This window comes from Brevundimonas aveniformis DSM 17977 (assembly GCF_000428765.1).
Taxonomy (GTDB): Bacteria; Pseudomonadota; Alphaproteobacteria; order Caulobacterales; family Caulobacteraceae; genus Brevundimonas; species Brevundimonas aveniformis.
Map to the genome: position 1 here is coordinate 466,954 of NZ_AUAO01000003.1, position 23,175 is coordinate 490,128.

Consider the following 23,175-nt stretch of genomic DNA (forward strand, 5'->3'; position numbering starts at 1 on the left):
ACGCCCATGACCTCTCTCGCGCTTGCCCCCTCTCCGTCTGTGACCGACACCGAGGTCAATAGCCTGCCTCACAACCTGGAGGCGGAGCAGGCCATTCTGGGGGCCCTGCTGTTCGACAACCAGGTCACCGAGCGGCTGAGTGACAAGCTGGCCGGCAAGCATTTCTATGAACCTTTCCACCAGCGCCTGTTCGACGCCATAGAGGAACATGTGCGCCAGGGGTTGCTGGCTGACCCGAACATCCTGGTCGAACGGTTCCGCAAGGATCCGGCCTTCGATGAACTGGGCGGCATCCGCTATCTCGCCGATCTGGTGGACCGCGCGCCCCCGGGTTCGCACGCCGCTGACTATGGCCGCCTGGTCTATGACCTGGCGCTCCGCCGTGACCTGATCCGCATCGGCGGTGACATCGTCAAACAGGCTCCTGAGCCCGGCAAGGACGCTCGCGAACAGATCGAGCAGGCGGAACAGTCGCTATACACTCTCGCAGAAACCGGTGCCTCATCGACCGGGTTCGTGCCATTTTCCAATGCCTTGGCCGGTGCCGTTGACATGGCCGCCGAGGCTTTCCAGCGTGACGGCGGGCTGGCTGGTCTGTCGACGGGACTGGCGGACCTCGATCAGAAACTCGGTGGCCTCTATCCCTCGGACTTGTTGATCCTGGCCGGGCGTCCATCGATGGGTAAGACGGCGCTGGCCACCAACATCGCCTTCAATGTCGCCCGCAACTACAAGTGGGAACCGACGCCGGACGGTCGCAAGACGACGTCGGGTGGCGTGGTCGCCTTCTTCTCCCTGGAAATGAGCGCCGAACAGCTGGCCATGCGTATTCTGGCCGATGCCTCCGGCGTCTCTTCAGATCGCCTGCGCAAGGGTGAGATCGACGCTTCGGATTTCGGGCGCGTCCGGGATGCCGCCATCGAAATCGGTGAGGCCCCACTGTTCATTGACGCCACCGGTGGCCTGCCGATCGGCAAGCTGGCGGCTCGAGCTCGCCGTCTTAAGCGGGCCGAACACGGCCTGGATCTGATCGTGGTCGACTACCTCCAGCTGGCGACCGCCGCCAGCGAAGGCAAGCGCGACATGAACAGGGTTCAGGAGGTGTCTGAGATCACCCAGACCCTGAAGGCTCTGGCCAAGGAACTGAACGTGCCGGTCGTGGCCCTGTCGCAGTTGTCACGTCAGGTCGAAAGCCGAGAGGACAAGCGCCCACAACTGTCGGACCTGCGCGAATCCGGCTCGATCGAACAGGATGCCGATGTGGTCATGTTCGTTTACCGGGAAAGCTATTACCTGGGTCGCACCGAGCCCCGCGAAGGCTCGGAAGAACACCTGAAATGGCAGCAGGACATGGATGAGGTCCGCGGCAAGGCCGAGGTCATCATCGGCAAGCAGCGTCACGGCCCGATCGGCACCGTCAAGGTCAGCTTCGACGAGAACACCACCCGGTTCGGCAACCTGGCCCAGACAGGTCGATACGACCCTCGATAAATCGAACAGTGGTTTCCACTCATTAAGGTTTCCAGCGCATCCTGCGTCGGAATTTTAGGAACCGCGTACGAATGCCTATGCCTGCCGATGCCCTGGAAGCGGCGCTGCGAAGCGCGTTCCCTGACGCGGAGATCGAGATCACCGATCTTGCCGGCGACGGCGATCACTATCGTGCGCGTATCGTTTCCGACGCCTTCAAAGGGCTGGCGCGTGTGCGTCAACACCAACTCGTTTACGCCGCTCTGGGAGGCAGGATGGGTGGGGAACTTCATGCGCTCGCCCTCGAAACCCTCCCACGCACGGGGTCCTGATCATGCGCTACCGTTCCTTTGGCCGCTCCGGTAGGTCTATCTCGGACCTGACTCTAAACCTCAGCGAACGCACGCTGGCGCGCGGCAAGACGGCTGGGCCCGCTCTCGTCACCGAGGCGATGGAAAACGGCATTAACAGTTTCCTTCTGGAAACCCCGGATGCGATCCTCGCCGAGCTGGTCGGCCGCGCGGTCGCTGATGTTGATCGGCATCTGATTTTCGTTGCCGTCCGTATCGGCAACGTCAGCCAACGTGGTCAGCTTATACGCGATCTCTCTCCGGCCGGCGTCACCGCGGCTATCGATGCGGTGCTGCTCGCCTCGGGGATCGAGTACCTCGACATGGTGCTGTTGGACGACCCCCATGAGGATGAGCTGTCTCACGCCACGCTGTCTGCGTTGAAGGCGCTGCGAGCTTCCGGTCGCATTCAGATGCTGGGCATTGCCGGCGGGGACAAGGTCATGGATGCCTATGTCTCCACAAATGCCTTTGATGTCCTGGCCACGCCATTCAACGTCGATGCGTCCTGGACCACACGAAACCGCGTCAATGCCGCCGTCAGCCGTGACATGGCCGTCGTCGGCTACGATTTCTTCCCCGACTATCTGTCGTCCCTGAAGAAGATCGAGTCGGGCAATCGACCCAAGTGGGGCTTGTTCGACTGGGGCCGGTCAAAACACCAGAACAGTGACCTCAGAAACGACGGCCTCGAGGGCTTTGCGTTTCTGCATCAAACGCCGGGTTGGACGGCCGAGGAAATCTGTCTGAGCTACGCCTTGTCTGAGCCGATGCTGGCCAGCGTGGTCATCGACACAAGCGACTCCGAACACCTGGCGCGCCTGGCTGAACTGCCAGAGCGAACCCTGCCGCCAGGAATGGTCGCCCAGATCGAAATGGCACGCGTCAAGATGGCGTCGGCCCGTACGGCTTGACCTGAGGCGAGCGGGAACCTAGCTCCTAGCCTTCACCTGAAGGCCAGATCCCGTGACCGAGACCCCGACGACCGAAATTTCCAACGATCCCGTTCATGCCTTCATCGGGCAGACCATTGCCGAGCATCCGGTGGTCTTGTTTATGAAGGGCACACCTGACACGCCGCGCTGTGGCTTTTCCGGCTTGGTGGTCCAGGTGCTGGATCACATGAGCGTGCCATTCATTGGCGTCGATGTGCTCCAGGATGAGGCGCTGCGTGACGGCATCAAAGCCTTCTCCGATTGGCCGACCATCCCCCAGCTCTATGTGAAGGGCGAATTCATCGGCGGCGCCGACATCGTCAAGGAGATGTTCCAGTCCGGCGAGCTTCAGGCCCTGATGAATGAGAAGGGCGTGGCAGGCGAGGCGTGAGGCACGAGTTGCAACCACGCGAGGACCGCGAGGTCTTCGTCGTCCCCCTGACTGTCGCCGACAACGACATCGACGAGAACGGCCACGTCAACAATGTGGTCTATGTCCGCTGGCTCCAGGACGTCGGCACGGCCCACTGGCAGGCCCGCTTTGACGCCGACACGCGCGGTCGCTGGTCCTGGGTCGCTTCGCGCCACGAGGTCGACTATTTCCGCGCCCTGCCCCCGGGTTCCAAGCCCGTTGCCCGTACATGGGTCGGAGATCCGCAGGGCGCACGCTTCAACCGCTATGTCCGCATTGAAGACGAGAGCGGCCGCCTGTGCGCGCAAGGGGTCAGCGAATGGGTGCTCGTCGATGCCGCCTCGATGCGACCAAGCCGCATTACGGCAGAGATGGTCGGCGTCTTCGAAACCTGACGGACGGTCCTCCAAAAGAAAAGGCCCCGGGCGCTGCCGGGGCCTTTCCGATTCCAGGGATCGTCGCGCCGCTTAGGAGGCGTAGTATTCGACGACCAGGTTCGGTTCCATCTTCACGGCGTACGGAACTTCAGCCAGCTCCGGCACGCGGATCATGCGGATCGAGAAGCCGCGATCACCAACTTCGAGGTAATCCGGGATGTCGCGTTCCGAGGACTGCAGGGCTTCGAGCACCAGCGCCATGGCGCGGGACTTTTCCTTGACCTCGACGACGTCGCCCAGCTTCACGCGGTAGGAGGCGATGTTCACCTTCTTGCCGTTGACGGTGACGTGGCCATGGTTGACGAACTGGCGCGCGGCCCAGACGGTCGGGACGAACTTGGCGCGGTAGACGATGGCGTCCAGGCGCTGTTCCAGCAGACCGATCAGGTTCTCCGAGGTGTTGCCCTTGCGGCGCGCAGCCTCGTCGTAGGTACGGCGGAACTGCTTCTCGGTCAGGTTGCCGTAGTAGCCCTTGAGCTTCTGCTTGGCCTTCAGCTGGAGGCCAAAGTCTGAAACCTTGGACTTGCGGCGCTGGCCGTGCTGGCCGGGGCCGTACTGGCGCTTGTTGACCGGGGACTTGGACCGGCCCCACAGGTTTTCACCCATGGCGCGGTCGATCTTGTACTTGGCGCTGTGGCGCTTCGACATAAACGTCTCTCTATGCGGATGCGGCCCGGCCTCCCCGGTATTGGGAAGGCGATCTCAACGGCGGTCCACGCATCGTCCGTAATAGATCGCGCCCCGGTTTATGGCCGGGGCGTGAAGGCGGCGCTTATGGCGGATCAGTCCTGCGAAGTCAAATCCCGCGCCCGGCGTTCAAGTATCCGACCGCGCCCCCGCGCTAGGGCCACGACCATCCCTCTGAGCGTCCGCACCTCCTGAGACGACAGTTCGGCCCGATTGAGCATGGCGCGGATGGCCCGCATCATGGTCGGCTTCTTCTCCGGCGGATGAAAGAAACCGCCCAGCTCCAGCTCGGTTTCCAAATGCCCGAACATGCCTTCAACCTCATTGGCAGGGGCCGGCGGTTCAGCCTCGCCAAAGATACCGGGCGGCGCTGCATCCACCGCCACACGCCACTCATAGGCGTTGATCGACACGGCTTGCGCCAGGTTCAGGGAGCGATGACGCTCATCTACCGGGATCGTCACGATTGCCTGGCACAGGACCAGCTCATCGGTCTCTAGCCCGGTCCGCTCGCCTCCGAAAAGCAAGCCCGTCCGCTGCCCCGTCGCTGATCGGCTATAGAGATCGGACGCCGCCTCACGCGGGGTGACGATGGGCATACGCAGGCCGCGCGGTCGGCCTGTCGTAGCCAGCACCCGCTCCAGATCAGACACCGCCTCGGCCACACTGTCGAACACCCGCAGGTCGTCCAGAACCCAGTCCGCGCCCGATGCGGCCGCCCACGCACGGTCCTGGGGCCAGCCATCACGGGGGGAGACGATGCGGAGCTCCGTCAGGCCGAAATTGGCCATCACGCGCGCCACCGCTCCAATGTTCTCAGCAAGCTGCGGCTTGTCGAGAATGACAACGGGGGCAGTCATCTTGGACATCTCTAGAGATCAAACACCAGCGAGGCCGACAGGCCCTTGGGACCATAGACATAGGCCACTTCGGTTCGCAGGTCGCGGGCCATCGCGGCGATGATGGTCTTGCCCAGGCCGGTGCCCTTGGGTGTGTCCTTGGCCTCACTCACGCCGATGCCATCGTCCTCAACCGTCAACCGGGCCCGCCCCTCAGCCTCGCGTTTGAGGCGGATGCGGATTTCTCCGTCGCTGTCGGGATAAGCGTATTTGACCGCATTGGTCACCAACTCGGCGACCAGGACGCCGACCGCGACCGTGCGGTCGGTGGTGGTCTTCAACCGTTCGGCTTCGACCGAAAGCGCACACGCTCGCTCACCGGAGCACAGGGACTGTCTCAGCTCATCCACCAGGCTGGTCAAATAGGCATCGAGCTCAACCTGGCTCATGTCGTCGGACGTGTAGAGCTGACGGTGAACACGAGAGACAGCCTCGATCCGCGCCTGGGTCGCCGAGAAGGCCTCGCGCGCGCGTTCATCGTTGATCGAACGGCGCTGGAGCGTGATGAAACTCGAAACCAGCTGGAGCGAATTGCCGACGCGATGATTGACCTCGCGTAGCATGGCCTCGGCGCGGTCCCGCGCCCGCTCGACCTCACGATTGGCCAGCACGAGGTCTTCGGTCCGCTCAGCCACAGCGCGCTCCAGACCCAGATTGACCTCATCCAGCTCGTCATGGGCCCGCATGATGGCCTTGAAGTTCCGCGAGAACTGAAAGATGGCCAGACCGGCGACGAGCACGATGAGGATTGAGCCCAGCGTGCTGAACCACAGGTTCGCCTGCCGCGCCCGATTGGCCGCACGTTCCCGCTCGCGCAGGTTGTCGCGCGCGACCTGATCGATTTCATCGAAGCGTTGCTGGATCTCCTGAACCAGGCTGGCTCCACGCCCCGATCTCAGCACCTCGACGGCCTGGACGAAGCGCCCATCGCGGGCATCCCGGACGACCTGCTCGGTCATGGTCATCCCCTCCTCAATCAGAGGGCGGGTGCCTTCGAGGCGACGCAGCTGATCCGGTTCATCCCGCAGTAGCGTTCTCACCGCTTCAAAGTCGTCCAGAAGCTCCAGTCGCGATTCTCGTTCGGCCCGCAGGAAGGATTCCTGGCCTGTCAGCAGATAGCCACGCTCGGCGGCCACGGCATCGACAATGCGATGCTCGGTCTGGTCCAGCGCACGCCGTACATCGCGTGCGTGTTCAACCGCTGCAGAATGGTCGCTCAGGGCATTGGCGGTCCACAAGGACACCCCGCTGGTCGCCAGAAGCGCCAGAAAGCCCAACAGGGCCAGGCCAAGTGTCGGCCCGCCGAACCCGCGCGCACGCGCGCTCGAGATCAGGCCTTGCAAGCTACGAAAACGAAAGGGTTGCGGCACTGCGCATCCCTAGCCCGTCTTGACGGCCTAAACCACGCCAATCGTCTTGAGGCGGGCACGGGGATGAACCTCGTTCTGACTCATCACCACCGTCTGGCCGCGGAATCGTTCGATGATCGACCGCACGAACGGTCGAATCCCCGGCCCGGTCAGCAGCACCGCTGCATCGCCCGACTGAGCCGCTCGCTCGAACACGTCGCGGACTTCGCGAATGAAAGCCTGGAGCTTGGACGGAGCCATGGCCAGTTGCCTGTCCTCGCCCTGCCCCACCAGCGACTCGGCAAAGGCGGCTTCCCAGTCCGGCGACAGGGTGATGATCGGAAGCGACCCGTCCGGGCCCTGGTTCTGGAAGCATATCTGCTTGGCCAGACGGGTACGAACATGCTCGACCAACTGGGTCACACTGGCCGTATGAGGAGCCGCCTCTGCCAGGCCTTCGAGAATGGTCGGCAAGTCGCGGATCGATACGCGTTCACGCAGCAGGGCCTGAAGCACCCGTTGAACCGTCGTGGTCGTCACCACCGACGGGATCAGGTCATCGACCAGCTTCTTCTGCTCCTCCGGCAGATCCTTCAGCAGCTTCTGGACCTCTGCGTAGGACAGCAGGTCCGGCATGTTGTCCTTGAGAATTTCGGTCAGATGGGTGGTCAGCACCGTCGACGGGTCGACCAGGGTGTATCCCCGGAACGTCGCCTCTTCGCGCAACGACTCGTCGATCCAGGTCGCCGGCAGGCCAAACGCCGGCTCACGCATATGTTCGCCCGGAAGCTCAACCTGACGTCCCGCGGGGTCCATGGCCATGAGCTGGCCCAGTCGAACCTCACCGGCACCAGCCTCCATTTCCTTGATACGGATGGCATAGGCCTGGGTCGCCAGACGCATATTGTCGAGAATTCGCACCGGCGGCATGACGAAGCCGAACTCCGCCGCGAGTGTCCGCCTTAACGCCTTGATCTGGTCGGTCAGTCGACGCCCCTCGAGATCATTGATCAGGCTCAACAGCGCATAGCCCAGCTCAATCTTCACATCATCGATGGCCAGGGCGTTGGAAATCGGTTCTTCGGCCTGTTCAACGGGAGCTACCTCTTCCACCGGCGGCGGCACGTTGCGTTTGCGGCCCTCGTGCCAGGCCAGGAAGCCGGTGGCGATGGCGATGCCCGCGAACGGCAGGATCGGCATTCCGGGGATCAGCCCGATCACGCCCGAAGTCGCCGCCACCATGCCCAGCGACACCGGATTGGTGGCCAACTGGGCCACCAGCGCCTTGTCAGCAGAACCTTCAACCCCCGCCTTGGACACCAGAAAGCCCGCCGCGATCGACACGATCAGGGCCGGCACCTGCGTCACCAGACCATCGCCGATGGTCATCACCACATAGGAATTGGCGGCGTCCCCGGCCGGCATCTGGTGCTGCATCATCCCGATCAGGATGCCGCCGATGGCGTTGATGGCGGTGATGATCAGCCCGGCGACGGCGTCGCCGCGAACGAACTTGGAGGCACCGTCCATGGCACCGAAGAAGGTCGATTCCTGCTCCAGCTCTTTGCGGCGGCGCTTGGCCTCTGTCTCGTCGATCAGGCCGGCGGACAGGTCCGCGTCGATGGCCATCTGCTTGCCGGGCATCGAATCCAGGGTGAAGCGCGCGCTGACCTCGGCGATCCGGGTCGATCCCTTGGTGATGACCACGAAGTTCACCACCAGCAGGATCGCAAACACGATCAGCCCGATGACGAAATTGCCGCTCATCATCAGCTGGCCGAAGCCCTGGATGATCTGACCTGCGCTGTCCGCGCCCTCGTGGCCATGGCTAAGGATCAGCCGCGTCGACGCCAGATTCAGCCCCAGTCGGAACAGGGTCGCCACCAGCAGCACCGTCGGGAAGATGGCGAAGTCCAGCGGCCGCTTGATCAGCAGCGACGTCATCAGGATCAGCACCGATGACATGATCGACAGCGCCAGCAGCACGTCGAGCATCATCGTCGGGATCGGCACGATGAGCAGCACGACGATAAGCAGCACGCCCAACGCCAGGGCGACCTCGCCACGCATCAGCCACCCCATCACCTCGCGGGTGGTCAGGCGGTTCGAAGCGGGAACGGCGGCGTCGGTCATCTAGCTCAGGGCCTCGACCACACGGCGGGTCGCTTCGGCGATAGCGGCTTCGCCAAGGCTGAAGTCATCAGATTCGCGGCCCTGCCAGAAGACTGCGATGTGGATCGGATGCCCGCCCGGCGGGATCAACAGTCCAATGTCGTTCACAGGCCCGCGGCTGCTTGTGCCGGTCTTGTGCGCCACTTCCCAGCCAACCGGCACGCCGGCTCTCAATCGGTTAGGCCCGCTCGGGCTGGCGAACAGCCAGCTCATCAACAGGGATCGTGACATCGACGACAACCGCGTCACGTCGTCAGCGAACAGGGTCTGAAGATTGGCGACGAACTGGCCCGGGGTGGTCGTATCGCGCGCATCCCCGACCCCGTTCAACTCGGGCTCGAGCCGATCAACGTTGGTGACGGTGTCTCCGATCCGCCGATACCAGTCCCGCCAGGCTGTCAGCCCGCCCATCTCGCGAATGAGAATATTGGCGGCCGGGTTGTCACTAACCTCAACAGTCGCCTGGCAAAGCGCCTGGATTGTCAGGGTCCCGCCAACGGCCTGCCCTGTCACCGGCGCGTGGCTGACCATATCCGCTGCCGTCATCGCGACGGGGCGGTCGAGTTGCTCGTCTCCCGCCTGGACCCGCTCCAGGGTCGCCGCCGCCAGAAACAGCTTGAAGGTCGAGCAATAGGTGAACCGCTCATGGGCACGCCAGGACGTGGCCCGGCCATTCCGAACCGCCTGAACGCCGATCCGCCCCCCGACCTCGAGCGATGACAAATCCAGATCCGAGGCCGACGCACGCGCGCGCAAACCGGGGATGCAGGCGCTGAGGCCCACTCCGCCCAAACCGGCTAGCCATGCGCGCCGGTCTATCGCCATCAGGCCGCCGCCACACCCGATTGCGGCGAGGGAACATCGACGCCGGCGGCGGTGTATTCGTTCAGCTTGTTTCTGAGCGTACGGATCGAGATGCCCAGAATGTTGGCCGCGTGGGTGCGATTGCCCAGACAGTGGCTCAGCGTGTCCAGGATCAGGGTCTGCTCCATCTGGGCCACCGTCTGGCCAACAAAAGCGCGCGAAACCGCGTCTGCCGCCTGAGCGGCACGGCCCGCCGGTCCCTGGTCCAGTGAAGCCAGCGGCTTGCCGTCCGGCAGGGCGATGGCGTCCTCGTCGATCTCCGTCCCTGTCGCCAAAAGAACGGCCCGGTGCATCGCATTTTCCAGCTCCCGGACGTTGCCGGGCCAGGCGTGGGCGCGCATTCGCGACTGAGCCCCCGCTGACAGCGGGCGATGCGCCAGACCGTTCGCGGCGGCGTACTTCTTGATGAAGTGCTCGGACAGGACCGTGACATCCGCCGGGCGCTCCCGAAGGGCGGGCAGCCGCAGATTCACGACATTCAACCGATACAGCAGGTCCTCGCGGAAGCTGCCGTCCCGTACGGCCTTGCTCAGGTCACGGTTCGAGGTCGCCAGAATGCGAATGTCCACCTTGACTGGCTTGTTGCCGCCAACGCGATCAATCACCCGCTCCTGGATGGCCCGCAGCAGCTTGGCCTGGAGCCGGGCATCCATCTCCGAGATTTCATCCAGCAAGAGGGTGCCGCCATCGGCCTCTTCAAACTTGCCGATCCTGCGCGCCACGGCGCCCGTGAAGGCCCCCTTCTCATGTCCGAACAACTCGGATTCGAGCAGATTGTCCGGGATGGCCGCACAGTTGACACTGATGAAGGGTTTGTCCGCCCGGCGTGATTTCTGGTGCAGGTAGCGCGCCATGACTTCCTTGCCGACGCCGCTCTCGCCGGTGATCAGAACCGAGGCTTCCGACTTGGCCACCTGATCCGCCAGCCGAATGACCGCTTCCATGGCCGGGTCACGGCTGACCATGGGGCGTTGATCGTCCGACACCGCCGACAGGATCGCCGCGATCAGATCCGCTTCGGGCGGCAATGGGATGAATTCCTGGGCCCCGGCATGGATGGCGGCAGCGGCCTTGTCAGGATCGGCACCGACGCCGCAGGCGACGACCGGCACATGAATGCGCTCTGCCTCATTGGCCGCGATCAGGCCTGCGATATCGAGGTCATAGTCGACCATCAACAGATCGGCCCCCTGTCCGCGTCGCAGCGTCTCGGTCGCCTGGTCCGTGCGTTCGACGTGGCTGACCTTGGCCCCCTGGGCCATAGCCATCTTCACCGCCGCCGCCAGCTGTCCGCTCAGTCTTCCGACCACCAGAAGCCGCATGATCGTTTCTCCTACCTAGAGGGTCGCCGTTCAGGCGGCCTGGTCTTCACTCTTGATGATTTCAGTCATGGTCACACCCAATCGATCATCGACGACGACGACCTCACCACGTGCGACCAGCCGGTTGTTCACATAGATGTCGATGGCTTCGCCGACCTTCCGGTCCAGTTCGAGCACACTCCCGGCACCCAGCTTGAGCAGTTGGGCGACGCTCATGTTGGCCTTGCCCAGCACCGCCGAAATTCCGACGGGGACATCGAAGACCGGGGCCAGATCGACCGCCGCCTTTTCTTCACCCGAGTCCGCCGGAACCAGGGCGTTGGACTCTTGAAACTCTTCCAGGGGCAGGTCGTTGTCAGCCATCACTGGTCTCCATCCATCAGGTCAATTCCACCATCTGCCTCGGCCGACAGCGCGGCTGACAGGGCCGCGCGAACGCGGTCGACTGCTTCGGTGGGGTTGTATTCCGCTCGGCCGTCCGGCCATTCGATTGTGAAGGCAGCCGCCTGGAGGGCCGGCTCATCACGAACCAGAACACGGCCCGCAAAGCCGGCTTCGCCGACGGCCCGCTCAACCGTCGCCTGGGCATCGCCCCCGCCGCCATTGAGCCGAACGACCAGCCGCGTCGTACCCGACAACTCTTCGCTCAAGGCTTCCAGGGCGGCGGCCAGCGGGGCCTGCGGAAAACGCTCCAGAGCCTCGCTGCTGAGCACGCCCCCAATTTCCATTGCCAGGTCGGCGGCATGGCTGCGATAGCGCGCGACCACTTGATCCAGTCCACCCAGGGCCTGGACACAGGCATCTGCGATCTGGCCCAGCGCGCGGGCCGTTTCGCTTTCGTCGCGCCCCCGCTGATCGGCCTGTCCCTCGGCGAAGGCGTCGGCGCGGATCGCTTCAACCTCGGCTGGGGAATAGGCACGGCGCATGCGCGCCACCGGGGCCTGCGACAGGATCTGGCCGTCCTCGTCGAACCAGGTATCAAAATCGAACTTGCGGGGCGCGGACTCGGTCATCAGTAGATCAACTCGTCATCGCCACCCTGGCCGGCGAGCATGATTTCGCCCTTGGCCGCCAGATCCTTGGCGACCTGCACCATGGTCGTCTGAGCATTGTCGACGTCCTTCAGACGGACAGGCCCCATCGAGTCCATATCGTCGCGCATGATCTTGGCGGCTCGCTCACTCATGTTGGAGAAGAACATCTCGCGCAGAGTGTCGGACGCCCCCTTCATGGCCAGCCCCAGTTGATCCTTCTCGACGGCCCGCAACAGCGTCTGGACGCCGCCGGGATCCAACCGGGACAGGTCTTCGAACACAAACATCAGGGCGCGAATCCGTTCGGCGGATTCGCGATTGCGTTCTTCCAGGGCAGTCACAAAGCGGCTCTCGGTCTGCCGGTCGAAGTTGTTGAAGATCTCCGCCATCATTTCGTGGCTGTCCCGCTTTGATGTGCGGGCCAGGTTCGACATGAATTCGTTGCGTAGCGTCTGCTCGATCTTGTCGAGAATCTCGCGCTGAACCGGTTCCATGCGCAGCATCCGCTGCACACATTCCAGGGCAAAGTCCTCCGGCAGCGCCGTCAGGACCCGCGAGGCGTGTTCCGGCTTCACCTTCGATAGAACCACGGCCACCGTCTGCGGGTACTCGTTCTTGAGGTAGTTGGCCAAAACCACCTCGTTCACATTGCCCAGCTTGTCCCACATGGTGCGCCCCGCCGGGCCGCGGATTTCCTCCATCAGGCCGTCGACCTTGTCGGGCGACATGAACGACGTCAGCAGGCGTTGGGTCTGCTCGAATGACCCCATGATGGAACCGGCCCCACCCACGCCCGAGACGAATTCGACCAGGATGTCCTCGACCACATTGGCCTGGACGTTGCCCAGTGAGGCCATGGCCTGGGAGATTTCCTTGATCTCCTCCTCGTCCAGGCTTTCCCACAGGCGTGTGTGCTCCTCGCCCAGCGCCAGCAGGATCACAGCGGCCCGCTCGGGGCCGGTCAGCCGCTTGGCGTCATCGACGGACGGCTTTCGAGTGACCAGACGCCCCGCCATCAGCCTTCGTGCACCCAGCTACGCAGAATCGCCGTCGATTCATCGGGATGGCTATCGACGAACTCCGACACCTTGCGTACCGACGAGGCCTTCACCTGTCCTTCGATGCGCGCAATATCGAGCCGCTGGTCCATCTCTGACGGCGGCAGGGCGGGCGCGCCGGACATCGTCCCACCCCCCAGAGCCTGACCACCACCGCCCTCGCCGCCCGAAGAACCGGCGATCATCGGAACGCCGCCCCCCGTCGAGGCCGCCTTCACCAGCGGGCGCAGGACGAAGAAGACCATCAGCACCCCGACAATCAGCAGCACCAGCCACTGGATCATCTGCATGATGTCGTTCTGGTCGAAGTTGAACATCCCGCTCGAAGCCTCGGTCCCACCGATGGCCGCGCCATCCGGGCGGGCAAAGCGCACATTCACCACCTCGACCTGATCGCCCCGGCCCTCGTTAAAGCCCATGGCCGACCGGACCAGTTGCTGGATGCGCTGCATGTCCTCTTCAGAGCGAGGCGCGTAGGTGGCCTCCCCCTCGCCGCCGGCCGGCGGCGTCACGACACCGTCCACGGCCACCGCCACGGACAGGCGCTGGATGGTGCCCGGCTCGCGCACCGTCGTCGTCACTGTGTTCGAGATTTCATAGTTGGTCGTCTCGCCCGTTTCGTCCGAGGTCGAGCTCGGCCCCTGGGCTGTGCCTTGCGCGCCCTCGCCTTCCGGTAACTGCTCTTCAACCCCGACAATGCCGCCCTCAGCCCCCTGGCTGTCGCTCGAGTTGGACTGCTGGCTGGAGGTCGAACGAACGACCTGACCATCAGGATTGAACTCCTGGGCTTGGATCGTCTGACGGGTTTCATCGATCTCGGCGGTGACCTGCACGCGCGCCGCGCCCGGCCCAACAACGCCTTCAACCAGGTTCAACAGGGTTGCCTGGAGGCGATGCTCGATTTCGGTCCGGCGCTCGGACGCCGCCGCCCCCGAAAAGCCCTCACCCTCGCCGCCGGCCGCCAACAGCCGGTTGTTGGCATCCACAATCGTCACCCGATCCGGGCGCAGCCCGGTCACGGCGGTCGAAACCAGTTGCTGGACGGCCTGGATTTCTTCACCGGTCATTTCGCGACCGCCGGTGTCGATGCTGACGGATGCCGTCACCGGCGCGGCCTCGGCCTGGAACAACTGGCGCTCCGGCAAGGCAATCATCACGCGCGCCCGGTTGACCCCGCGCATGGACATCAAGGTGCGCGCAATCTCGCCCTCGATGGCGCGCTTGCGGTTCATGTTCTGCTGGAACTCGGTCTGGCCCAGAGCCGACTGCGCATCGAACAGCTCATAGCCAACGCTGCCAGAGGTCACGAGCCCCTGCTCAGCCAGCATCAGCCGCGCCGTGCCGACATCATCCCGGTTGACCAGGATCGTCGAGCCGTCGCCCCGGGCCTCATAGCTGATCCCGGCCTGGTCCAGCGCCGCCGTGACCTCGCCCGCTTCGCGCAGGTCGAGGTTCGAATACAGCAGCGCCGAGGGCGATTCCCCGACCCTGAGCATCAGGGCTACCAGAACCGCAGCCACGCCGGCGGCAACGCCGGCCAGCGCCGCCAGGCGGCCAATTCCAAATCTCTGAATAGCTGCCGTAAAGCCGCCCACGCGTTCCGCCCTCAGACCGGAATCGGACGACCGACCCCCACTAGGCAGAAAGTGCCGCCTCGGTGGTAAACGGGCTGTTAAACCCGCCCGCTATTCCGACCGACTCCAGGCAATTAGACGGGGCGGGCGTCCCGCGCCGCCTGAATCCGGGCTTCAGCAATGGCATCCGCGATCTCATGGGTCGGACGGCCTTCGTCCGCCGCCCGGTCAAAGATCTCGTTGAGCGTCTCCATCAGGCGCACCAGCTTGAGCTCGACCCAAGCCGGATCATAAACGCCGCCGGTCTGACGCGCCGTCAGTTCCGACGCCACATTAATGATGCCACCTGCATTAACGACATAGTCCGGCGCATAGAGCACGCCAGACGCCGCAAGCCGCTCACCAATGTCCGGCGTGGCCAGCTGATTGTTGGCGGCACCGCACACGGCCTTGACCTTGAGACGCGGCAGCGTCTCCGGGTTCAGCGTCGCGCCCAGGGCACACGGCGCATAGATGTCGGCCTGCACGTCATAGATGGCGTCGGGGGCGACGATCTCGGCATTTGTCCGTTCGGCCACCTCACGCAGCGCCTGCTCGGCGATGTCGGTGATGATCAGCCGGGCCCCGGCGGCGTGCAGCTTGCCACACAGGTAGGCCCCAACGTGCCCGGCGGCTCCCTGGACCGACACCGTCAGTCCATTCAGGTCATCCTGACCCCAGATCCGCTTGGCGGTAGCCAGGTTTGAACGGAACACGCCTTCGGCCGTCACCGGGCTGGGATCACCCGACCCCCAAGGACCGTCCGACAGGCCCAGAACATATTCAGTCACCGTGCGGGCTTCGGCGATATCCGCCACCGAAACCCCAACGTCTTCAGCCGAATAGTAACAGCCGCCCAGGGTATTGATCGCCCGACCGAACGCCCGGAACAGCTCCGGCGTCTTCTGGGTCTTGGCGTCACCGATGATCACCGACTTGCCGCCGCCCATCTCCAGATCGGCCACGGCATTCTTGTAGCTCATGCCGCGCGACAGACGCAGAACGTCGGTCAGCGCCTCCTCCGACGAGGCGTAGTTCCACATCCGGCAACCGCCGACGGCGGGACCCCGCGCGGTCGAGTGGACGGCCACAATAGCCTTAAGTCCGGTCTTGGCGTCGTAGAAGGCGTGAACGCCCTCGTGTCCCGCGAAGGACGGCGAATCAAAAAGGGTCATGGAGAACCCGTGCTCTGTTGATGGGGGAATGTTGTGTTGGGGCGCCCCTTACGCGCCTCGTTCCGTCGGGGCAAGTCTTGCGCCCATCTGATCAGTGTTCAGTCATCGGAATTGATGTCGCACCGGACGGCCATGGCGCGGCTGGATCGCGCACAAAAGCCAGGACATCCGCCATGACGCTTTCCGCACCATGGTCCCGCACCAGCAGGTGCCGCCCCTCAGGATAAAAGGCCGTTCGCGCCGTTGGTGGCAGCTGCCTGAGCGCCCTCTGTGTCACCGGCATAGAGATCAGTTGGTCGCGGCCGCCGTAGAAATAGGCCACCGGCACGCGCACGCGAGACAGGCCGCGATAGCCGCTCTCCATGGTGTTGACCAAGCCATAGACGGCATCGAACCGCGTGGTCAGGGCCATATCCGGGTCACGTCCCATCCGGTACAGCTCCAGTATGTTGTTCGACGCATAGATATCTTCGGTCACGAAGGCCGGCGGTTCGGGCGAGGCTGAGCCGAACAGATGCGCCGCCAGCCACAGGCTCACCCGGTTTGGAATCGGTTGGGCGGACCAACCCCAGACCGCCGGAGCCAGCAGCGCCGCGCGATCCACCGGCGGTGGGTTATCCGACGCCAGGGCGGCGATGATCACCGAAGACCCAAGGCTTTCCCCCGCCACAATGACCGGAAGCCCGGGATGGCGAGCCCGCACCAGCCGCACAGCAGTTCTCAGGTCCTGAACCAGCAGCACTTCGCCGGCCCACACGCCCCGCTCAGGCGCGCCACCAAAGCCGCGTTGGTCATAGGCATAGGTAACGACCCCCCGCTCGGCCCACCACGGACCTGCCATCCACCAGGTCGAGCGGCTGTCATTCATGCCGTGCAGCGCCACGATAACCGCCGTCGGCTCGCCGCGCGGTCGCCAGACGGCCAGGGGCAGTCGTGCCCCGTCGTCCGCGATCATCACATCCGTCTCCAGCCGCGCGCCGGCGAACTGGGCTGGGATCGGTTGGGGCGACTGAACCCGCGGCGCGCAGGCCACAAGCCAGCCCAGTGCCAGGGCACAGACGATCAGCCGGCGTCCATTCTCAATCCAGGTCATCGTCGTCGCTGACGACCGGGGGCGGCATGGCGGCGCGCTCATCCGCGGTCGGCAGTCTAAGGCGGATCACGCCCTTCATCCGGGCGGGATCGATGGCCTTCCCCTTCTTGGTGATGACCAGCTTGCCCTGGCGCATGAGGCCCAGCGCCGCAGTCTTCACCTTGGGCAGCACGCGCTGCCACTGGTCTGGCTGCATCGCCTTGGCGACCTCGGCCGGCTCGATGCTGGCCTTGCCCAGGCCTTGCGGATCGGCCTTGCCCAGGCGCTCGAAGATGGCGGCTTCAATCGGATCGGACATCTGAGATCAAACCCTTCCGGCGACGGGGATCAAGGCCCCGGTGACACCGCTGGCCTCTGGTGAAGCAAGGAACAAGATGACCGACGCCAACTCGTCGGCGGTCACCCACTTTGACGGATCGGCATCCGGCATGTCGGCGCGATTGGCTGGGGTGTCGATGATCGACGGCAGGACGGCATTGACGGTCACCTTGCCCTTGAATTCCTCGGCCAGCGCCTCGGTCAGACGATGGACGCCTGCTTTCGACGCCGCATAGGCCCCCATGCCCGTTGCCGCCGACAAGGCCCCCTTGGCCCCAATGTTGACGATCCGCCCCGCGCCGCTCTCAACCAGATAGGGCATGGCCGCACGCGACGCATTCAGCGCCGTCATCAGATTCAGCGCGTGCAGACGGTCCCAGGACTCATTGCCGTTCCCGTCGACCGTCTCCCACACAAAGCCCCCGGCGATGTTGATCAGGGCGTCGATACGCCCAAGCTGGCCACGCACCGCCTCCATCACCTGGTTGGCCTGGCCGGCATCGGTCAGATCAACGCCGCCGATCACCTTAGCAACCGACAGATCGGGCGGTGGCGAGGCGGCAGAGTCGACAGCCACCACCCTGGCCCCATCCTCGGTCAGGCGCTGGGCCACAATCCGGCCCAGGGCCCCGAAGGCTCCGGTGACAACGACCACCCGGTCAGACACGGCTTCTCTCCTCTTGTTCTCGAATGCGCAGTTACGACGGCGCGTCACCGGTTACCAGGTCCGACGGATCAAACGCACCGGACGCGACAAAGTACGGATTGGCGAACATCTCATCGTCGGGCACCCGGTTCGGGCCATAGGTCAGGGGTTCGCCATCAAACGTCCAGACGCATCCGCCCGCCGCCCTGAGAATCGCATCACCTGCGGCGATGTCCCACGCCATGGTTCGACCGAAGCGCGGGTACAGGTCCGCCTTCCCTTCGGCCAATCTGCATAGCTTGAGGGAGGAGCTGGCACGCACCGTTTCGGCCACGGGCAGCCGCGCCAGATAGTCCTCCAGCCCGACACTTCGACTGCGACGGCTGGCGATGACGCTCAGCCCCTGCGCCGGCACGCCCCGCGCCCGGATCTTCGTCCAGACCAGGGGCTCTCCCTTCACAAAGTCTGCTCGCTCGGCACCGTCAGGACTACCGCGGAAGACCTCTCCCGTTACCGGAAGATAGATCACACCCACCGTGGGCCGGCCTTCTTCGATCAGGGCGATGTTTACGGTGAACTCGCCGCTACGCTGGACAAACTCAGCTGTGCCGTCCAGCGGATCGACCAGAAAGAACCGGGCCCCCACCGTCGGGATCTGGCCGGCGCAGACCGATTCCTCGGCCACCACCGGAATATCCGGCCAGTGGTGCGCTAGCGCCTCCAGAATGATCACCTCGGCGGCGGCATCAGCCTGGGTCACCGGGGAACCGTCCGCCTTGATGCGCTCCCCCATATCCGCACTTTCATAGACGCGCAGGATCTCTTCGCCGGCGCGTAGAGCGACGGCAACCAGAGTTTCGAGCATGCTTGCCAGGTCAGCCTTGCGGGTCATGCGCTCCGTCCTATAGGCAGGCGCATTCAGAAGGAAGGCATTCATGGTCGCCAGAAAAACCGTCGATGAAGGTGAGTTCGCCGGCTGGGACACCTATGACCTGAAAGACACCTTCGACCAGGTGGTCGGGCCGTTTTATTTCAGGGCGGACGCCGATGGGCGCATGCGCTGCGCCTTTCGTGCCGAGCAAAAGCACATGAATGCCGGCGGTCGGATGCATGGCGGATGCCTGATGACCTTTGCCGACATCGCCCTGTTCCAAACGGCCTATCAGCAGATGGAGGGGTCGCGGGGCGTGACTGTCCAGCTCGATTCGACCTTCGTCGACGCCGTGCGCGTTGGTGACCTGGTCGAGGCCACGGGTGAAGTGGTCCGCGCCGGAGGATCGCTGGTCTTTGTGCGTGGCCAGATCTCGGTTCAGAACCGCACGGTCATGACGTTTTCGGGAATTATCCGAAAGCTCTCGCCGCGCTGATTCACTGCTTTCGCCGGGGTACAGGCGATGTGCCGACTCGCTTGGGTCGATTGCTTCGCACCGCCGAGGTGCGAAGCCGTGTTTGATGTCTCCGCCTTGAGCCGAGCAGCTATTTCGACCAGCACCTCAAACACCGCTGCAATTCAAGGTTTGACGACATCTGGCGCAAACAGTCGCCGCATCGTATGATGGCCAATGCTTCCGAGAGACCAAATCAGCCGATTGCTGGCGATGGCGGTATTGTCGCTGAGCTTGTCAGCCTGCTTCTCATCGCGCGAGCCGCTGGTGGAAGAATGGCGCGCTGAGCCGATTCTGGGAGACCGAGGCTCGTTCCATGGCATTGACCCGGATACCAATGCTCGCACTGAATGGACGTTCACTCGGTCAGGTCGAGGGTATCTGATTTCCGGCAACAATCCTCAGGCGGGAAACCGAGTGCTCTTTCATGATTTTTCAGAGTGGATCCCCGGTCGATTTCTTGCGCAGATCGGGGATGACCAAGGATACGTCTATCTGCTGATTGAACGAAATGAAGCGAATTATGCAGCGTATTTGCCGGAGTGTAGCGACCTCAACAGCACGGAGCAGCGTGTGCTAAGGGTCAGCGTCGGAATCCTTGGTGAATGCGAATTCAACAACTTTCCAATGCTGGCAGCGGCGATCGACTTCCTCGCAGAACGGGCAGCCGTAGGACCGGCCTACCGATTTGTTCCCTACTAGCCTCGCAGCCCCGCTTCCGACGCCGGCCGCGCCTTCATCGTTTCGCGCCAGCGACCGAGGTTCTCCAGCGCAGGGTCCGGCCGGTATTTAACCAGCCGTCCGAAATCCAACCCGACATAGGCCACGATGTCAGCCGCCGTGATCCGGTCTGCGGCAATGAATTCGCGACCTTCCAGGTGGCGGTTCAACGCCTTCATCATCTTCTCGGCAGTCTTGAGATTGTAGGCCCCGACCTCGGGCACCGGCGGCTCCAGCGCGGCCAGCATCGGATGCGAGAACCGCGTGTGCATCATCATCGGGTTTGCCAGATACAGCTCCATGCGCCGCGTCCACATCTCGATGATGGCCACCTCCTCCGGGTTGCGCCCGAACAGATTCGGGTCGGGATAGCGGCTCTCCAGATAGCGACCGATCGCCAGAGATTCGGTGATGGTCGTGCCGTCATCCAGCTCCAGCGCCGGCAAGTGCGCCAGACCCGCCCGCTCGCGATATTCGGAGGCCTTGTGCTCTCCCGTCATCAGGCTCACGGGCACGATCTCGATGTCCTCAATGCCCTTCTCGGCCATGATCCATCGCACCCGCCGAGGGTTGGGGGCCAACAGGGTGTCGTACAGCTTCAAGGTCGTCTCCCGTTTCAGAACACCGACGCGGGCATGGCCCCGACGATGGAGGCACTCATCAGGGTCGCCAGGAAACCGGCGAACAGAGCCTTCCAGACCATGCCCAGAACCTCTTCGCGCCGATCCGGGACCAGCACCGACAGGCCCGTGACCGTGATCCCGACCGAGCCCACATTGGCAAAGCCGCAAAGTGCATACGTCATCAGCATCCGCGTCCGCTCGCTCATGTCTCCAGCCGGGATATTGCCGAGCTCGATGAAGGCCTTGAACTCGGTCTGGGTCAGCTTGACCCCAAGCAGCCAGCCGGCCTGGCCGGCCTCGCTCCATGGCACCCCGGAGAGCCAGGCAACGGGCGTAAACATCCAACCCAACATCCGCTCCAGCGTTAGCGGATCACCACCGACGATGATCCAGCCGATCATGATGTTGACCAGCGCCACCAGGGCCACGAACACGATCAGAACCGCCGAAATGTTCAGCACCACCATCAGGCCGTCGGCGGTCCCCTTCACGATCGCATCAATGGAGGAATCGTACTTGAGGCCGGAATCATAGTCCGCCGCCACGCCCGACTGCGCTTCCCGCTCCGGGATCAAGATCCTGGCCAGGGCGACCCCCGCGGGTGCCGATATGATCGAAGCGACCAGCACATGCCCGGCCGCATTGGGCAGAACCCCACCCAGGATTGTCGCATAGGCAACCATGGTCGACCCGGCCACCGTCGCCAGACCGACCACCATCAGGAGGAACAGCTCTGACCGCGTCAGCTTGTCGAGGTAGGCCCGGATCACGATCGGGCTTTCGATCATGCCCAGAAAGATATTGGCCGCGACCGCCAGGGCTGACGCCCCGCCCAGACCCATGGTCCTTTGAAACAGGAAGCCGAACCCCCGGATCAACCACTTGAGGACCCGCCAGTGCCACAGCAGGGCCGACAACGCCGAGATCACCAAAATAAGAGGTAACACACGGAACGCAAAGACAAATATACTGTCCGTGGTCGTCTCATACGGTTGCGGACCGGTCCCGACCAGATAGCCGAAGATGAACTGGGTTCCCGCCTGTGTGGCCTGATCCAGGCCATCGACCGCTCCCGTGATCGCTCCCAGCACATGATCTGCGCCGGGCAGACCGAACACCATCAACACCAGCGCCGCCTGGACCAGGACGGCTCCCAGCGTCAGCCGCCAGGGAAAGGCCGTTCGGTTCTCGGACAACAGCCAGCAGACACCAACGATGACGGCCAGACCGAGTAGGCTTTGCAAACTCAACAGGCTGAACACGTATGAGACTCCCCTCGCCCGTCACGTTTGTAGCCGTCTCTAGCCCAAACGAAAACGGCCCCGCAGATCGCTCTGCGAGGCCGAAATCTATTGAGCCGGAAAGTGGCCTAGGCGCCGACTGATTCCAGATCGACCTTCACGCCCGGACCCATCGTCGACGACAGCGAGATGCGCTTGACGAACTGGCCCTTGGCACCCGACGGCTTGGCCTTGACCAGGGCGTCGACCATGGCCTTGACGTTGGCTTCGATGGCGTCCTGGGTGAACGAGGCCTTGCCGATGCCGGCGTGGATGATCCCCGCCTTCTCAACGCGGAACTCGACCGCGCCGCCCTTGGCGTCCTTGACCGCCTGGCCGACGTTGGGGGTCACGGTGCCGACCTTCGGGTTCGGCATCAGGCCGCGCGGGCCCAGCACCTTACCGAGGCGACCGACCAGACCCATCATGTCGGGCGTGGCGATGACGCGATCAAAGTCCATGAAGCCGCCGTTGATCTTTTCGAACAGGTCTTCGGCGCCGACGTGCTCGGCCCCGGCCGCCGTGGCTTCCTCGGCCTTGGCGTCCTTGGCGAAGACGGCGACGCGAACGTCACGGCCCGTGCCCGAGGGCAGGTTGACGACGCCACGGACCTGCTGGTCGGCGTGACGCGGATCGACGCCGAGGTTCACGGCGATCTCGATCGATTCGTCGAACTTGGCCTTGGCGTTCGCCTTGACCATGGCGACGGCTTCGGCGAGCGGCAGGACGGCTTCACGGTCGCCGGTCCAGGCCTGGATGCGCTTGGGTTGCTTTGCCATCCTCTTAGCCCTCCACCTTCAGGCCCATCGCACGGGCCGAGCCTTCGATAATCTTGGCGGCGGCCTCGATATCGTTAGCGTTGAGATCCTTCATTTTCTTTTCGGCGATCTCGCGCAGCTGGGCGCGGGTGATCTTGCCGACCGTCTCGCGACCGGTCTTGGCCGCGCCCGACTTAATCTTGACGGCTTCCTTGAGGTAGTGCGTCGCCGGCGGGGTCTTGGTGACGAAGGTGAAGCTCTTGTCCTGATAGACGGTGATGACCGTCGGTAGGGGCGTGCCCTTCACTTCCTTTTCGGTACGTGCATTGAATTCCTTGCAGAACCCCATGATGTTCACGCCGCGCTGACCCAGGGCCGGACCGATCGGCGGCGACGGGGTGGCGGAGCCGGCGGGCACCTGCAGTTTGATATAGCCCAAGATCTTCTTGGCCATTGGCTGTCTCCATCTGCGACGGCAACTCAATGCCGCCTATGTGGCCGTGGTTCGGGCAGCCCCTCCCACGGATTTCATCGCCCGAATGAGCGAAGCCGCGGCCTGTACCAGACTAGGCCTC

At 63.8% G+C, this 23,175-nt stretch carries 26 protein-coding genes; 7 read left to right on the forward strand and 19 right to left on the reverse strand.

The features are described from left to right. The first annotated feature begins 6 nt into the window (after nt 1-6). The 5 genes from G391_RS0110830 to G391_RS0110850 all read left to right on the forward strand — a co-directional run bounded on the left by G391_RS0110830 (nt 7) and on the right by G391_RS0110850 (nt 3,562). Nucleotides 7-1,491 carry a replicative DNA helicase gene (locus G391_RS0110830; protein WP_035304281.1) on the forward strand — a complete coding sequence of 495 codons (1,485 nt, stop codon included), beginning with the start codon at nt 7-9 and terminating at the stop codon, nt 1,489-1,491. A gap of 71 nt (nt 1,492-1,562) precedes the next feature. After that, on the forward strand, nt 1,563-1,802 hold the full coding sequence (locus G391_RS0110835) for a BolA family protein (RefSeq protein WP_029087536.1): 240 nt from the start codon (nt 1,563-1,565) through the stop codon (nt 1,800-1,802). 2 nt (nt 1,803-1,804) lie between these two features. Further along, nucleotides 1,805-2,734: an aldo/keto reductase gene (locus G391_RS0110840; RefSeq protein WP_029087537.1), complete on the forward strand. Its 930-nt coding sequence runs from the start codon at nt 1,805-1,807 to the stop codon at nt 2,732-2,734. 52 nt (nt 2,735-2,786) lie between these two features. Further along, entirely contained in the window at nt 2,787-3,146 is a 360-nt protein-coding gene (gene grxD, locus G391_RS0110845) for a Grx4 family monothiol glutaredoxin (RefSeq protein WP_029087538.1), read from the forward strand. A gap of 8 nt (nt 3,147-3,154) precedes the next feature. After that, a complete protein-coding gene (locus tag G391_RS0110850) occupies nt 3,155-3,562 on the forward strand; it encodes an acyl-CoA thioesterase (RefSeq protein ID WP_029087539.1) in 408 nt (135 codons plus the stop codon). Between the two features lie 72 nt (nt 3,563-3,634). On the opposite strand, the gene rpsD is transcribed toward G391_RS0110850, so the two are convergent. The 15 genes from rpsD to cysQ all read right to left on the reverse strand — a co-directional run bounded on the left by rpsD (nt 3,635) and on the right by cysQ (nt 18,726). Continuing rightward, nucleotides 3,635-4,252 carry a 30S ribosomal protein S4 gene (gene rpsD / locus G391_RS0110855; RefSeq protein ID WP_029087540.1) on the reverse strand — a complete coding sequence of 206 codons (618 nt, stop codon included), beginning with the start codon at nt 4,250-4,252 and terminating at the stop codon, nt 3,635-3,637. Between the two features lie 134 nt (nt 4,253-4,386). After that, nucleotides 4,387-5,160, reverse strand: a complete 774-nt coding sequence (locus tag G391_RS0110860) for an RNA methyltransferase (RefSeq protein WP_029087541.1) — start codon at nt 5,158-5,160, stop codon at nt 4,387-4,389. Between the two features lie 2 nt (nt 5,161-5,162). After that, nucleotides 5,163-6,560: a sensor histidine kinase gene (locus tag G391_RS15255; protein ID WP_084169219.1), complete on the reverse strand. Its 1,398-nt coding sequence runs from the start codon at nt 6,558-6,560 to the stop codon at nt 5,163-5,165. Nucleotides 6,561-6,587: 27 nt separating this feature from the next. Next, nucleotides 6,588-8,672 (reverse strand): flagellar biosynthesis protein FlhA, encoded by a 2,085-nt coding sequence (flhA, locus tag G391_RS0110870; RefSeq protein WP_029087543.1) that lies wholly within the window; start codon nt 8,670-8,672, stop codon nt 6,588-6,590. Next, on the reverse strand, nt 8,673-9,494 hold the full coding sequence (gene bla / locus G391_RS14630) for a class A beta-lactamase (RefSeq protein WP_245572087.1): 822 nt from the start codon (nt 9,492-9,494) through the stop codon (nt 8,673-8,675). Between the two features lie 41 nt (nt 9,495-9,535). Next, nucleotides 9,536-10,897: a sigma-54-dependent transcriptional regulator FlbD gene (gene flbD, locus G391_RS0110880; RefSeq protein ID WP_029087544.1), complete on the reverse strand. Its 1,362-nt coding sequence runs from the start codon at nt 10,895-10,897 to the stop codon at nt 9,536-9,538. Between the two features lie 30 nt (nt 10,898-10,927). Beyond that, nucleotides 10,928-11,260, reverse strand: a complete 333-nt coding sequence (gene fliN, locus G391_RS0110885) for a flagellar motor switch protein FliN (protein ID WP_029087545.1) — start codon at nt 11,258-11,260, stop codon at nt 10,928-10,930. Continuing rightward, nucleotides 11,260-11,910 carry a FliH/SctL family protein gene (locus tag G391_RS0110890; protein ID WP_029087546.1) on the reverse strand — a complete coding sequence of 217 codons (651 nt, stop codon included), beginning with the start codon at nt 11,908-11,910 and terminating at the stop codon, nt 11,260-11,262. The genes fliN and G391_RS0110890 overlap by 1 nt, the downstream gene beginning before the upstream one ends. Next, the gene (gene fliG, locus G391_RS0110895) at nt 11,910-12,947 is read right to left on the reverse strand and encodes a flagellar motor switch protein FliG (protein WP_029087547.1); all 1,038 of its coding nucleotides are present in this window, start codon (nt 12,945-12,947) and stop codon (nt 11,910-11,912) included. Before fliG ends, G391_RS0110890 begins: the two co-directional genes overlap by 1 nt. Next, on the reverse strand, nt 12,947-14,584 hold the full coding sequence (gene fliF / locus G391_RS0110900) for a flagellar basal-body MS-ring/collar protein FliF (protein WP_029087548.1): 1,638 nt from the start codon (nt 14,582-14,584) through the stop codon (nt 12,947-12,949). Before fliF ends, fliG begins: the two co-directional genes overlap by 1 nt. Before the next feature lie 113 nt (nt 14,585-14,697). Further along, entirely contained in the window at nt 14,698-15,777 is a 1,080-nt protein-coding gene (locus G391_RS0110905) for a Glu/Leu/Phe/Val family dehydrogenase (RefSeq protein WP_029087549.1), read from the reverse strand. A gap of 91 nt (nt 15,778-15,868) precedes the next feature. Then, on the reverse strand, nt 15,869-16,870 hold the full coding sequence (locus tag G391_RS14635) for an alpha/beta fold hydrolase (protein WP_035304286.1): 1,002 nt from the start codon (nt 16,868-16,870) through the stop codon (nt 15,869-15,871). Continuing rightward, nucleotides 16,857-17,168, reverse strand: a complete 312-nt coding sequence (locus tag G391_RS0110915; protein ID WP_029087550.1) for a DUF3253 domain-containing protein — start codon at nt 17,166-17,168, stop codon at nt 16,857-16,859. The genes G391_RS14635 and G391_RS0110915 overlap by 14 nt, the downstream gene beginning before the upstream one ends. Nucleotides 17,169-17,174: 6 nt before the next feature. Beyond that, nucleotides 17,175-17,855: an SDR family NAD(P)-dependent oxidoreductase gene (locus tag G391_RS0110920; protein WP_029087551.1), complete on the reverse strand. Its 681-nt coding sequence runs from the start codon at nt 17,853-17,855 to the stop codon at nt 17,175-17,177. A 31-nt stretch (nt 17,856-17,886) separates the two neighbouring features. Then, complete coding sequence (gene cysQ / locus G391_RS14640; protein ID WP_051257334.1) at nt 17,887-18,726, reverse strand: 3'(2'),5'-bisphosphate nucleotidase CysQ; 840 nt, start codon at nt 18,724-18,726, stop codon at nt 17,887-17,889. A gap of 43 nt (nt 18,727-18,769) precedes the next feature. Between cysQ and G391_RS0110930 the strand changes: the two genes are divergently transcribed. Together G391_RS0110930 and G391_RS0110935 are read left to right on the forward strand one after the other, a co-directional pair. Then, nucleotides 18,770-19,201: a PaaI family thioesterase gene (locus G391_RS0110930; protein WP_029087552.1), complete on the forward strand. Its 432-nt coding sequence runs from the start codon at nt 18,770-18,772 to the stop codon at nt 19,199-19,201. 222 nt (nt 19,202-19,423) lie between these two features. Beyond that, nucleotides 19,424-19,921 (forward strand): hypothetical protein, encoded by a 498-nt coding sequence (locus tag G391_RS0110935; RefSeq protein WP_156893934.1) that lies wholly within the window; start codon nt 19,424-19,426, stop codon nt 19,919-19,921. On the opposite strand, the gene G391_RS0110940 is transcribed toward G391_RS0110935, so the two are convergent. From G391_RS0110940 to rplK, 4 genes are all read right to left on the reverse strand, one after another. Then, nucleotides 19,918-20,541, reverse strand: a complete 624-nt coding sequence (locus tag G391_RS0110940; protein ID WP_029087554.1) for a glutathione S-transferase family protein — start codon at nt 20,539-20,541, stop codon at nt 19,918-19,920. The genes G391_RS0110935 and G391_RS0110940 overlap by 4 nt on opposite strands. Nucleotides 20,542-20,555: 14 nt before the next feature. After that, complete coding sequence (locus G391_RS0110945; RefSeq protein WP_029087555.1) at nt 20,556-21,824, reverse strand: NupC/NupG family nucleoside CNT transporter; 1,269 nt, start codon at nt 21,822-21,824, stop codon at nt 20,556-20,558. A 107-nt stretch (nt 21,825-21,931) separates the two neighbouring features. Next, nucleotides 21,932-22,621, reverse strand: a complete 690-nt coding sequence (rplA, locus tag G391_RS0110950; RefSeq protein ID WP_029087556.1) for a 50S ribosomal protein L1 — start codon at nt 22,619-22,621, stop codon at nt 21,932-21,934. A 4-nt stretch (nt 22,622-22,625) separates the two neighbouring features. Next, nucleotides 22,626-23,054 carry a 50S ribosomal protein L11 gene (rplK, locus tag G391_RS0110955; protein ID WP_029087557.1) on the reverse strand — a complete coding sequence of 143 codons (429 nt, stop codon included), beginning with the start codon at nt 23,052-23,054 and terminating at the stop codon, nt 22,626-22,628. Nucleotides 23,055-23,175: the final 121 nt, after the last annotated feature.

Coding starts and splice junctions, on each gene's coding strand:
- G391_RS0110830 (WP_035304281.1), top strand. CDS start 7: ATGACCTCTCTCGCGCTTGCCCCCTCTCCGTCTGTGACCGACACCGAG.
- fliN (WP_029087545.1), bottom strand. CDS start 11,260: ATGGCTGACAACGACCTGCCCCTGGAAGAGTTTCAAGAGTCCAACGCC.
- rplK (WP_029087557.1), bottom strand. CDS start 23,054: ATGGCCAAGAAGATCTTGGGCTATATCAAACTGCAGGTGCCCGCCGGC.
- flbD (WP_029087544.1), bottom strand. CDS start 10,897: ATGCGGCTTCTGGTGGTCGGAAGACTGAGCGGACAGCTGGCGGCGGCG.
- flhA (WP_029087543.1), bottom strand. CDS start 8,672: ATGACCGACGCCGCCGTTCCCGCTTCGAACCGCCTGACCACCCGCGAG.
- G391_RS0110840 (WP_029087537.1), top strand. CDS start 1,805: ATGCGCTACCGTTCCTTTGGCCGCTCCGGTAGGTCTATCTCGGACCTG.
- G391_RS0110835 (WP_029087536.1), top strand. CDS start 1,563: ATGCCTATGCCTGCCGATGCCCTGGAAGCGGCGCTGCGAAGCGCGTTC.
- G391_RS14635 (WP_035304286.1), bottom strand. CDS start 16,870: ATGACCTGGATTGAGAATGGACGCCGGCTGATCGTCTGTGCCCTGGCA.
- G391_RS0110890 (WP_029087546.1), bottom strand. CDS start 11,910: ATGACCGAGTCCGCGCCCCGCAAGTTCGATTTTGATACCTGGTTCGAC.
- fliG (WP_029087547.1), bottom strand. CDS start 12,947: ATGGCGGGGCGTCTGGTCACTCGAAAGCCGTCCGTCGATGACGCCAAG.
- G391_RS0110930 (WP_029087552.1), top strand. CDS start 18,770: ATGGTCGCCAGAAAAACCGTCGATGAAGGTGAGTTCGCCGGCTGGGAC.
- G391_RS0110860 (WP_029087541.1), bottom strand. CDS start 5,160: ATGTCCAAGATGACTGCCCCCGTTGTCATTCTCGACAAGCCGCAGCTT.
- rpsD (WP_029087540.1), bottom strand. CDS start 4,252: ATGTCGAAGCGCCACAGCGCCAAGTACAAGATCGACCGCGCCATGGGT.
- G391_RS0110915 (WP_029087550.1), bottom strand. CDS start 17,168: ATGTCCGATCCGATTGAAGCCGCCATCTTCGAGCGCCTGGGCAAGGCC.
- G391_RS0110905 (WP_029087549.1), bottom strand. CDS start 15,777: ATGACCCTTTTTGATTCGCCGTCCTTCGCGGGACACGAGGGCGTTCAC.
- cysQ (WP_051257334.1), bottom strand. CDS start 18,726: ATGACCCGCAAGGCTGACCTGGCAAGCATGCTCGAAACTCTGGTTGCC.
- rplA (WP_029087556.1), bottom strand. CDS start 22,621: ATGGCAAAGCAACCCAAGCGCATCCAGGCCTGGACCGGCGACCGTGAA.